Here is a 9,842-nt window from a genome sequence, read left to right on the forward strand (position 1 = left end):
GAGGGTCGGATGATCGGTCGACTGCACTCGGTGGTCCTGGACTGCCCGGACCCGGACAAGCTGGCGGAGTTCTACGTCGAGCTGACGGGCCTGGAGTGGGCGGACAGCGACGGGTACTGGGTCACCCTCAAGGGTGCGGACGGCCACCCCCGGCTCAGCTTCCAGCGGGCGCCTGACCACCAGCCGCCACAGTGGCCGGATCCGGCGTTCCCGCAGCAGGTCCACCTGGACGTCGAGGTCGATGACATCCGGGTGGCCGAGCAGGAGGTTCTCCGCCTCGGCGCCACCCTGCTGCGCGGCGGCGGGACCCGCAGCAGGGGATTCCGCGTCTACGCCGATCCGGCCGGGCACCCGTTCTGCCTGGTCTGGGGGCAGGAGGACTGACACATGGCGGGCCAGGACCAGGGCGTCGAGTTCCGGCGGACCGCCGGGGCGTTCGCCACCGGAGTGGGCATCGTCAGCAGCATGCTCGACGACATCCCGGTGGCGATGACGGTGAACTCGTTCACCACCGTCTCGCTGTCCCCCACCTTGGTCCTGACCTGCCTGAAACACCGGTGTCGGCTGCTGCGCCAGGTGTACGCGTCCGGCGTCTTCGCGGTTACCGTGCTGGCGGCTGACCAACGCGGCGCGGCCCGTTGGTTCGCCGACGCACGCCGGCCGTCCGGGGCGGCGGCCTTCGCCGGGTCGCGGGTGCACCGGGCACCGGCCACCGGCTGCCTGGTGTTCAGCGACGGCACCGCCTACTTCGACTGCCGGGTCTGGGACATCTCCGACCAGGGCGACCACGCGGTGGTCATCGGGGAGGCGGTGGCCTACGGCCCGCTCAACCCGCACAAGTCCCCACTGCTCTACCTGCACGGAGGGTACCGGTCGATCATCGGTGCCGCGCCGGCGCCGGTCCAGGTCGCCGGTTGAGGAGCGGCAGCCCGGCGTAGCCCGGAGTGCGCCGATCCGTCCATGTCAGGCCGCAGATTCGGCGACCTGCGTCCGCGTCAGCACGTTTCGCCGGCTCGGACCGAACCAGCATCACGTCCAGCCAGTCGCCGTCCACCCCCCGTACAGCAGTTGGCGTTGGCGGACCGGCGCCTCGGGGCATCCGCGGGCGCGCGGCCGGCGGCGGGTCCGGCGGACGGCGAGCCCGAACGCTCGGGCAGAGCAGGTGGTGGGATGCGGCTGCTCGCCGCGCTGATGGTCGTCACCCATCACCACATCGCGTGCGGCGCCGGGCACGGAAGTCGGAAGGTTCCTCTGCGAAGGCGGTGCCCAACGGGCTCGCCTTAGTCCGATATGGGAGAATTATCCCACCTCGGCGAGGGAGAAGGAATGCGAGCGGGTCGTCGATGACCACGGGTCAGGCTGAAGATCTGCTGCGCGACCCCGACCGTCCGCATCGCGCCACCTATGTCGAGCTGCTGTTCGACGTCGTGTTCGTGTTCGCGGTGGTCCGGCTCTCCGACACGCTGTTCAGCGACCTGACCTGGGCGGGAGCGTGGCAGGTCGGCCTGATGCTGGCCGCCTTCTGGTGGATCTGGATCTTCACCACGTGGACGTCGGGACGGCTCGACGCCGATCGGGCGAGTGTCCAGTTCCTGATCGTGATGATCATGCTTGCTGGCCTGCTGATGGTGCTCGCGGTACCCGAGGCGTTCGGGCAGCAAAGCGTCCTGTTCGCCGCCATGTACGTCGCCATCCAGGTGGGCCGGGGGCTCTTCGTCCTGGTCGCCCTGCCCTCTCAGCGCGCGGCACTGGGTGCCGGCCGGATGCTGGTCTGGTCCTGCGCGTCAGGGGTGTTCTGGCTGGCGGGTGCGGTCCTTGGCGGCACGCCGCAACTGGTCCTCTGGTCGTTGGGATTGATCGTTGACGCGTCCCACGAGTTCCGGCTGCCGTCCTACCACGCGCACGGCAAGGGGCTGACGGCGTCGGCGAGCCATCTGGCCGAGCGGTTCCACCAGTTCATGATCATCGCGATCGCCGACAAGATCCTGGCGGCGGGTCTCAAGTTCAACCAGCTCGACTTTGTTGCCGAGCGGGTCGCGGCGCTCGTCATCACCTTCTGGACGGCGATCCTGACCTGGCGGATCTACTTCTACCACGCCGGTGAGCTGCTGCCGGCCAGCATCGCCTCCAGCCGCAGCCCCGGGCGCTACAGCCGGTCCCTGGCGTACTGGCATCTGGTGATGGTCGCCGGTCTCGTCGTCAACTCGGCCAGCGAGGAGGTCATCGTCACCAACCCGACGGGGCAGACCAGAACGGTCTGGGCCGTCGTGATCGCCGGCGGGCTGATCCTGTTCCTGATCGGGAGAGCGGGCTTCGACAAGCTGACGTTCAACAGAGTGGCCGGCTCACGGATCGTCGGCCTGCTACTGATCGCCACCGTCACCCCGCTGGCGATGCCGCTGGATCCGATGCTGATTACGCTGATCATGAACGTGATCCTGGCCGGCGTGGCCATCTCCGACACCGTCTTCTGGCGTCGACGTCCGCGCCGTCCGTCGCCGCCGGGCTGACCGCCCGCTCGGCCCGACCACTACCACCGGCCGTCGTCGATCACCCCCACCCCAGGGCGACGACCGCCCGACCAAGGCGCGTGCCTCGGCTTCTCGGGAAGCGTGGAAGGGCCCATCAGGGCGCTACGTTGCGGCGGTCAGTCGCGGATCGACGCGGTGCGGGTGGAGTGCGTCCGCTCGTGCCACAGTGGCACCGATCCCTGACCCGGCCTGTTCCTATCTGGCAGGACGGGCGGCCGGGCGTCGCGGGAGAATCCGGGCATGTTTGTCGCTCGGCATCATCAGCCTCCGTCGCGGTCGATGCTCGTGGCAGTACGGTCGGTGACGATCCTGTCGAGTATGGGCGTCTTTGGTCTGTGACCGGGGCGCGGCAGGGGTGTGAAAGTCGCAGAATCGACCGAAAGGACCTATCGCCGCGCGTGGTGAGTAGTCAGGATGTTGACCGTGCCGGGCCGCCACCGTTATCGCCGCCGTTCGTCTCGTGGCAGTTCTGTCGCTGCCGCCGTCGCCGTGATCGTCGTGCTGAGCGGCGTTGCTTTCGGGCTCAGGCAGATGGCTGCAGCAGGATGCGCCACTGAGACGGCGTTGACGGTGGCCGCCGCGCCCGAGGTCGCGCCAGCGGTGCGGTCCACGGTCGCCGCACTGGAGCATGGCGGCGGCGGCGGCGCCTGTGTGCGGGTGTCGGTGAACGCGGTCAGTCCGGTGGACGTGGCCGCGGTGATCTCCGCTCGACACGGGGCGAATCTGGCCGGAGTGGGCCGGGCCAACGGCGCCACGCCTGACCCGGATGTCTGGATCCCTGATTCCTCGATCTGGCTGTCACGGCTGACATCGGCCGCCCCCGCGTTCGTGCCGAGCGACGGGACGTCGATCGCCAGCAGTCCGGTTGTGGTCGCCGCGCCGGAACCGGTCGCGGCCAGGCTCGGGTGGACGGACACGCAGTTGACGTGGCGGTCGCTCCTGTCGCAGGTCACCTCCGGTGTCGGCGTGAACGCCGGCATTGTCGAGCCAACTCGGGACGTCGCTGGCCTGTCCGCGCTGCTGGCCCTGACCACGGCGACGGGATCAGCGGAACCGCAGCTTACGACCGCGGCATTGCGTACCCTCGCGATCGGCCGTTCAGAGGTACGGGAGGACCTGACGGCGCGGTTTCCGCGGGCGAGCGACCCGACGACGCTCGCCACGGCGGTGGGTCTGGCGGTGCTGTCCGAGCAGGACGTGATCGCCTACAACGCCGCCAAGCCGCCGGTCCCGTTGGTGGCGGTTCAGGTCCGGCCCGCGCCGGTGCCGCTGGACTACCCCTTCGCGGTGATGCCCGGCCTGGATCCCGCGCGTGTCGCCGCCGCCGAGACCGTGCACCGGGCGCTGGACGCCCCGGCGTTCCGTAACCTCCTCGGCCCGCTGGGCCTGCGGCTACCCGACGGCGCTGCCGGACCGGGATTCACCACCCCCCGCGGCGCGCCGACGGACGGTCATGGTGCGGGATCGGCTGACGGGGTGAGCCCGGCGGTGGTGCAGCGCGCCTTGTCCTCGTGGTCGGCGGTGGTGGCGCCGGCGCGGATGCTCGCGGTGGTCGACGTATCGGGCACGATGAACGGGACGGTGCCGACTGCGGGTAACGCCACGCGGATGCAGGTGACGCTGGAGGCGGCCCGGCGAGGTCTGAGCCTGTTCAACGACGACTGGGCTGTCGGCCTGTGGATCTTCTCCACCCACCTCGACGGCGACAAGGACTACCGGCAGCTGGCACCCATCGAGTCCTTGTCGACCAATCGCAAACGCCTGGTCGATGCCCTGGCCCAGATCCAGCCGAAGCCGCGCGGTGACACCGGCCTCTACGACACGGTCCTGGCCGCCTATCAGCAGGTGCAGGCCGATTGGCAGCCCGGCCGGGTGAACTCGGTGGTGGTCCTTACGGACGGCATCGGCAACGACGATCCGGACGGCATATCGCTGCCGGAGTTGACGGACCGACTGGCCGAGTTGCGCGACGATACCCGGCCCGTCCAGCTGATCGTCCTGGGAATAGGCGACGCGGTGAACCGTGCCGAGCTGACCAAGATCACAAAGGTGACTGGCGGCGGCGTTCTCGTCGCCCAGGACCCGGCGACGATCGGTGACGTGTTCCTGCAAGCCATCGCCATGCGCCCAGCCGCCGGCTGACCACCATGGGTATGACCGGTCACCCGCCGGTCGGCGCCGCGCCGGAGCCGGTCAGGGCATACGGGCGAACCACAGCATGGACGTGGCGGCGGCGGCCAACGCGACCAGCAGGCCCCAGCCGATGAACCGGGCGGAGATGTCCTGCCGTTGGAGCCGGTAGCCCACGGAGCTGCCGATGTTCTCATAGACGTCGCGCAGTTCCTCGACGTTGGCCGCCTCGTGGAACTTTCCGCCGGTCTCCTTGGCTACCGACTGCAGAGTCTGCCCGTCCGCCGGCACGCGCACCGCCCGACCGCCGACGTCGATGGTGCCATGCACTGTGCCGAACACGATGGTGTGCACGGGGATCTTGGCCGCGACCGCGTGTGCCGCGGCTTCGCGCGGGTCGAGTCCGGCGGTGTTGGCGCCGTCGGAGAGCAGCACGATTCGCCCGGGCGGGGGATCCCTGGCCTCGGCGGCGTCGAACTCGTTCACCGCCTGCAGGCTGGTCTCGATGGCGTCGCCGATCGCGGTGCCCTGCACGCCGGTGCTGCCCTCGCCAAGCCTGTCGATGGCGGCGTGCAAGGCCGCCCGGTCGGTGCTGGGAGGCAGCCGCACGGCGGCGCTGCCGGCGAAGGCGACCAGCCCGAGGTTGAAGCTGTCCGGCAGGTCGTCGGCGAAGTCGTGGGCTGCGGCCCTGGCGGCGCTGAGCCGGTCGGTCTCGACGTCGGCGGCGAGCATCGAGGTGGACACGTCCACGGCGATCATGACAGTGGCCCGCTCCTTGGGCACGCGCACCTCGGCGGTCGGCCGGCTGAACCCGACCACCAGCAGCCCCAGCATCACCAAGAGCAGCCCGACCGGCACGTGGCGGCGCCATCCCGGCCGGTGCGGTGCCACCCGATCGAGTAGTCGCATCGTGGTGAACCTGGTCGCGTACCGGCCGCGTCGCCGCTGCGCCACCAGGTATGCCACGGCGAGGGCCGCAACAACCGCCAGCAGCCACAGCCGGCCCGGCGACTCCCAGGTCACCGGCCACCGCCGCACGTCGCCCGACCATCGCGGCCATTTGCCGGGCTAGCCGGCGGACCAGCGGCGCCCGAACGGTGTCCTGTCGCGCCACCTACCCTTTCCTGGTTCTGACCGGTGGAGATGTCTGTGTCGGTCACGGCGGCGGGCTTCCCCGCCCGGCAGCCGGCAAACACGTTCGCCCCGGTCCGGCAGGCGTCCTTACCGACCGGATCACGAACCAAACGCCGAGCCAGGGTGCATACCGTCGCCGCCTACCGCGACGCCACCACACTTCCGGGATGTGGGGCAGCACCTTGGTTGATAACGGCGGCCTGATGTGACGTGCCGGGGCGTGCCAGAGTGATGGGGTGCGCCGGTCCCGCGGACCGGCGCATTCCATCGGGTTGGGAGCGGTTGTTTAGCGTGTGGGCTCCAGCGCGGTCGGCTGGGGCGTGTGCCGGTAGTCGGCGCCTGTCCGCTGAAGTCTGCCGGGGGGCCGGTGCGGCCAACGCGGCAGTGTCCAGGTACGGGCGCCCAGCAGTGCCATGGCGGCCGGGAGCAGGACCCCACGCACGATGGTGGCGTCGATGATGACGGCGACGGCCATGCCGACCCCGAGCATCTTGTACTCGATGGCGCTGAGGGTGATGAAGATGGTGAATACGGCGGTCATGATGACGGCGGCGCTGGTGACGACGCCGGCGCTGCTGGCGATACCGCCGATGATCGCGTCGCGGGGATTGGCCCCGGCGGTCCAGCGTTCGCGGATGCGGCTGAGGATGAAGATGTGGTAGTCCATGCTGAGGCCGAACAGTATGACGAACATGAACAGCGGTAGCCAGCCGACCACCCCGCCGTACGGGGTGAAGCCGAGCACGGAGGCGAGGTGCCCGTCCTGGAACACCCAGGTCAGTACGCCGTATGCGGCGCCGATGGACAGCAGGTTCAACGCGACTGACACGAACGGGACGGCCAGGGACCTGAAGGCGACGACGAGCAGGACGAACGCCAGGGCGAGCACGAAGGCGAACACCGTGGGGGTGCGGCTGTTCAGCGTCGTGGCGAAGTCGTAGGCGATCGCTGTCCGGCCGGTCACTGCGTAGTCAATGTCGTCGATCTCGCCGAGGGTGGCGGGCAGGACGTCGTCTCGTAGCGTCTGCAGGGCCTGGTTGGAGGTGGCGTCGGTGCCCGAGCCGGCCATGGGAATCCGCATGACGAGTACCCGGTCGACCTTGACAACCGCGACGGGTTCGGCGAGCATGCCGCCACTCGTCAGGACACGAGAGCGCAGGTTGTCGATCGCGGTCTGCACGGCGGGGTTGTCGGCGTCCTCGCCGTTGCTGTTCCAGATCACGACCCGCGCCGGGCTGGCCGCGCCCGGGAACGCCTGCTGCATCCGGATCGCGGCATCGACAGTGGGAACACTGCGCGGCAGGCTGTCGGTGACCGCGGCGTCCTGCAGACGCATGCCGAACGCGGGCAGCGCCATCATGACCAGCGCTAACGTCGCCGTCCCACCCCACAGCAGCGGACGTCGGACGACGGCGTGCGCGACCGCGGACCAGAGGAGGGAATCGGCTGCCGCGGTGCGGCGTCGGCTCAGCCAGGGGATGCGGCCGCTGTCGACGCGGTGGCCGAGGACGGCCAGCAGCGCCGGCAGTACGGTCACCGAACCGGTCATCGCCAGACCGACCACCAGCACCGCGCCAACCGTCAGCCCCCGGAAGTTGTCCAGCCCGGTGAACAGCAGGCCGGCGAGGCAAAGCATCACAGTCAGGCCGGAGATCACCACGGCGTGCCCCGATGTGCGGGCCGTGATGCGCAGCGCCTCGACGATGTCGCGTCCCGTGGCGCGTTCCTCCCGCGCCCGGCGCAGATAGAACAGCGAGTAGTCGATACCCACCGCGACGCCGATCAGCAGCACCATCGACGACGTGGCGCTGTTGATCGGTACCCAGTGGGCAACAACCTGGAGGAGCCCGAACGTGCCGGCGACGGTACTCAACGCGAGCAGTAGCGGGATCCCGGCTGCGACCAGAGAGCCGAACACCACCAGCAGAATCACCACGGTCAGCGGCAGCGAGATGAACTCTGCACGCTTGAAGTCGTCCTTGATGCCCTGATCGACCGCGACCGCGAGGCTTCGGTCGCCCGCCTGGGCCAACCTCGCCTGCGGGTGGCGGCCGGCGACCGCATCGACCGCTCGGACGGCGGCGTCGTAGTTGGGCCTCACCTCGTCGACCGTGCCCGCTACGTGGAAGGTGACCAGGCCCGAGTGTCCGTCCGCGGACACCAGAGATTGCCCGTCGGGTTCCAAGGGTGACCGGACGTCGGTGACCGCACCGGTGCGCCGCAACGACGTGACGAGGTCTTTTACGGCCGCACGCAAGGCCGGATCGTCGCTCACGCGCTGCCCGCCGGACTGACGTGCCTGGATCAGTACGCTCTCGCGGACCGGCACGAGGCCCTGCTGTTGCCGCAGCACGCGCTGCGCACGTCCGGACTCGCCCGGATCGGTGGAGCGTGCCTGCTCGCCGGGCAGCAGCGCGCTGGCGAGCACCGCCACCGCAACCAGCGTGAACCAGCCGACAATCGCCAGCACCGGGTGCCGCACCGACCAGCCGGCGGCCCGCTCGATCACCGTCCGCTTGGTTTCCCTGTCCCGGTCGCCGAGAGGCGGTGACCCCGGCGGCCCGGCGCCTGGGTCGCCGCCGGCCGACTTGCCTGTGCGCAGCATGAAATGCTGTCCTTTCCGCGAAGGAGCATGGGGATCAAAACTCGCCTCGGGCGAGGTGTGCTTCTTCCTCGCCTGGGCCGTCGAGTTGCCGCTCGGCGGCCCAGGACCTACCTCGGCCTACTCGACCTGCTTCAGCACCCGTTCGATCTCGGCCAGCCGGGCCTGCATCGTCCCGAAGCGCTCGCCGAGGTCGGCCAGCCGGCGCTCGGTAACCTCCTGCGTTTGCACCACGGCCTCAGTGAGTTGGCGGTACTCGGCCTCGCGCGCCAAGGCCGCCTTCGCCCGCCAGGTCGCGCCCAACTGCACGATGGTCACCGAGATCACGGTGGTGATCAGCGCGATGAGGCCGATCGCCCCGACAACTTCCGTCCAATCCTGTCCGCTCACGAGCGGGACCCCTCCTCACCGTCTCGCTCCACCAGGTCCGGGACGGCCAGCGTCTGTGCCGCGACCGCTATCGACTCTGGCGTGAGCGTGAACACGAACTGGTTCACCTCGTAAAACTTCATTGCTTTCCCGTCCTCGGACAGCTCCAGGTGTGCCGACACCAGTCCAGCCGTCTCCAGCTTCCGTAGATGGACCTGCAGCAGCGCCCGGCTGATGCCCAACTCGCGCGCCAGCCGGCTCACGTAGTTGCGCTCGCGCACCAGCGCCGCGACGACCCGCAGCCGGTGCGGGTTGGCCAACGTGGCCAGCACCCGCACCAGGTCATCGCCGGTCGGAGCAGCCCTGCTCATAACCGAACCCTGCACATGCCAACAAAAGTTAGCAGGTGCTGTCGCCGCTCTCAAGTCCGGTTGCGTCACCTCCGCGCCCAGCTGGTCCGCCTAGGTCATCAGCGAGGTGGACGAGCGGCGCGAGCCGTCGATCGGTCAGGGACCTCGAAGACCACCTCGCCGCGGGCGGGTGCTGGCGCGGGTCGGGCCGGGTCGGTGACCGCCGCCGGGGCGCGCAGCAGCGTGTCGGCCCGGCCGCCGGCGGCGCGCAGGGCGGCGGCCTGCTTGAGCAGCAGCGCGACCTGGCTGGCCGGGCCGAGGACCGTCCCGGCGAGGACGACCGCGACCGGTCCGAGTGCGGTGCGGTCTGCTCCGCGAGCCGGCGCGAGCGTGGCACCACGACGATTTCGCTGCGAGGAGCAACCCTCGGAGCCGGACCCCGCGTGACTATCTCGAATCGGGGGATCGGAGGCTTGGATGGGCGATCGCGACGCGGCGTTCGCGGAGTATTTCGCGGCAAGGGCGGACGCGATGCGCGGCACCGCGTACCTGCTCTGCGGCGACTGGCACCGGGCGGAGGACCTGGTCCAGACCGCGTTCACGAAGCTCTACCTGGTCTGGAACCGGGTCTCCCGGCACGAGGTGCTCGACGCATACGTGCGCCAGATCCTGATCCGGACCTTCCTCGATGAGCGGCGCCGCGGCTGGTGGCGGCGGGAGTGGGTG

The 9,842-nt window shown here is 69.8% G+C and carries 9 protein-coding genes; 5 read left to right on the plus strand and 4 right to left on the minus strand.

The annotated features are described in order from the left end of the window. Nucleotides 1–9: 9 nt before the first annotated feature. The 4 genes from C1I99_RS02235 (at nucleotide 10) to C1I99_RS02250 (ending at nucleotide 4,673) form a co-directional block, all read left to right on the plus strand. Nucleotides 10–384: a VOC family protein gene (locus tag C1I99_RS02235; RefSeq protein ID WP_111132475.1), complete on the plus strand. Its 375-nt coding sequence runs from the start codon at nucleotides 10–12 to the stop codon at nucleotides 382–384. Nucleotides 385–387: 3 nt separating this feature from the next. Then, nucleotides 388–918, plus strand: a complete 531-nt coding sequence (locus C1I99_RS02240) for a flavin reductase family protein (RefSeq protein ID WP_111132476.1) — start codon at nucleotides 388–390, stop codon at nucleotides 916–918. A gap of 425 nt (nucleotides 919–1,343) precedes the next feature. Continuing rightward, nucleotides 1,344–2,510 (plus strand): low temperature requirement protein A, encoded by a 1,167-nt coding sequence (locus C1I99_RS02245; protein ID WP_111132477.1) that lies wholly within the window; start codon nucleotides 1,344–1,346, stop codon nucleotides 2,508–2,510. Between the two features lie 435 nt (nucleotides 2,511–2,945). Further along, nucleotides 2,946–4,673 (plus strand): VWA domain-containing protein, encoded by a 1,728-nt coding sequence (locus C1I99_RS02250; protein WP_111132478.1) that lies wholly within the window; start codon nucleotides 2,946–2,948, stop codon nucleotides 4,671–4,673. A 51-nt stretch (nucleotides 4,674–4,724) separates the two neighbouring features. Here the strand turns inward: C1I99_RS02250 and C1I99_RS02255 are convergent, their stop codons facing one another. The 4 genes from C1I99_RS02255 to C1I99_RS02270 all read right to left on the minus strand — a co-directional run bounded on the left by C1I99_RS02255 (nucleotide 4,725) and on the right by C1I99_RS02270 (nucleotide 9,137). After that, complete coding sequence (locus C1I99_RS02255; RefSeq protein ID WP_111132491.1) at nucleotides 4,725–5,684, minus strand: VWA domain-containing protein; 960 nt, start codon at nucleotides 5,682–5,684, stop codon at nucleotides 4,725–4,727. A 397-nt stretch (nucleotides 5,685–6,081) separates the two neighbouring features. Continuing rightward, entirely contained in the window at nucleotides 6,082–8,400 is a 2,319-nt protein-coding gene (locus C1I99_RS02260) for an MMPL family transporter (protein ID WP_111132479.1), read from the minus strand. A gap of 117 nt (nucleotides 8,401–8,517) precedes the next feature. Further along, nucleotides 8,518–8,787, minus strand: coding sequence for a hypothetical protein (locus C1I99_RS02265; protein WP_111132480.1), 270 nt, complete (start codon nucleotides 8,785–8,787; stop codon nucleotides 8,518–8,520). Next, nucleotides 8,784–9,137: an ArsR/SmtB family transcription factor gene (locus C1I99_RS02270; RefSeq protein ID WP_111132492.1), complete on the minus strand. Its 354-nt coding sequence runs from the start codon at nucleotides 9,135–9,137 to the stop codon at nucleotides 8,784–8,786. The genes C1I99_RS02265 and C1I99_RS02270 overlap by 4 nt, the downstream gene beginning before the upstream one ends. Before the next feature lie 456 nt (nucleotides 9,138–9,593). On the opposite strand from C1I99_RS02270, the gene C1I99_RS02280 reads away from it, so the two are divergent. Further along, nucleotides 9,594–9,842 (plus strand): sigma factor (locus C1I99_RS02280; protein ID WP_267897461.1); only part of this gene is annotated, 249 nt, incomplete at its 3' end.

Origin of the sequence: Micromonospora deserti (assembly GCF_003236335.1) — a bacterium.
GTDB lineage: Bacteria > Actinomycetota > Actinomycetes > Mycobacteriales > Micromonosporaceae > Micromonospora > Micromonospora deserti.

Coding starts and splice junctions, on each gene's coding strand:
- C1I99_RS02235 (WP_111132475.1), top strand. CDS start 10: ATGATCGGTCGACTGCACTCGGTGGTCCTGGACTGCCCGGACCCGGAC.
- C1I99_RS02240 (WP_111132476.1), top strand. CDS start 388: ATGGCGGGCCAGGACCAGGGCGTCGAGTTCCGGCGGACCGCCGGGGCG.
- C1I99_RS02245 (WP_111132477.1), top strand. CDS start 1,344: ATGACCACGGGTCAGGCTGAAGATCTGCTGCGCGACCCCGACCGTCCG.
- C1I99_RS02250 (WP_111132478.1), top strand. CDS start 2,946: ATGTTGACCGTGCCGGGCCGCCACCGTTATCGCCGCCGTTCGTCTCGT.
- C1I99_RS02260 (WP_111132479.1), bottom strand. CDS start 8,400: ATGCTGCGCACAGGCAAGTCGGCCGGCGGCGACCCAGGCGCCGGGCCG.
- C1I99_RS02270 (WP_111132492.1), bottom strand. CDS start 9,137: ATGAGCAGGGCTGCTCCGACCGGCGATGACCTGGTGCGGGTGCTGGCC.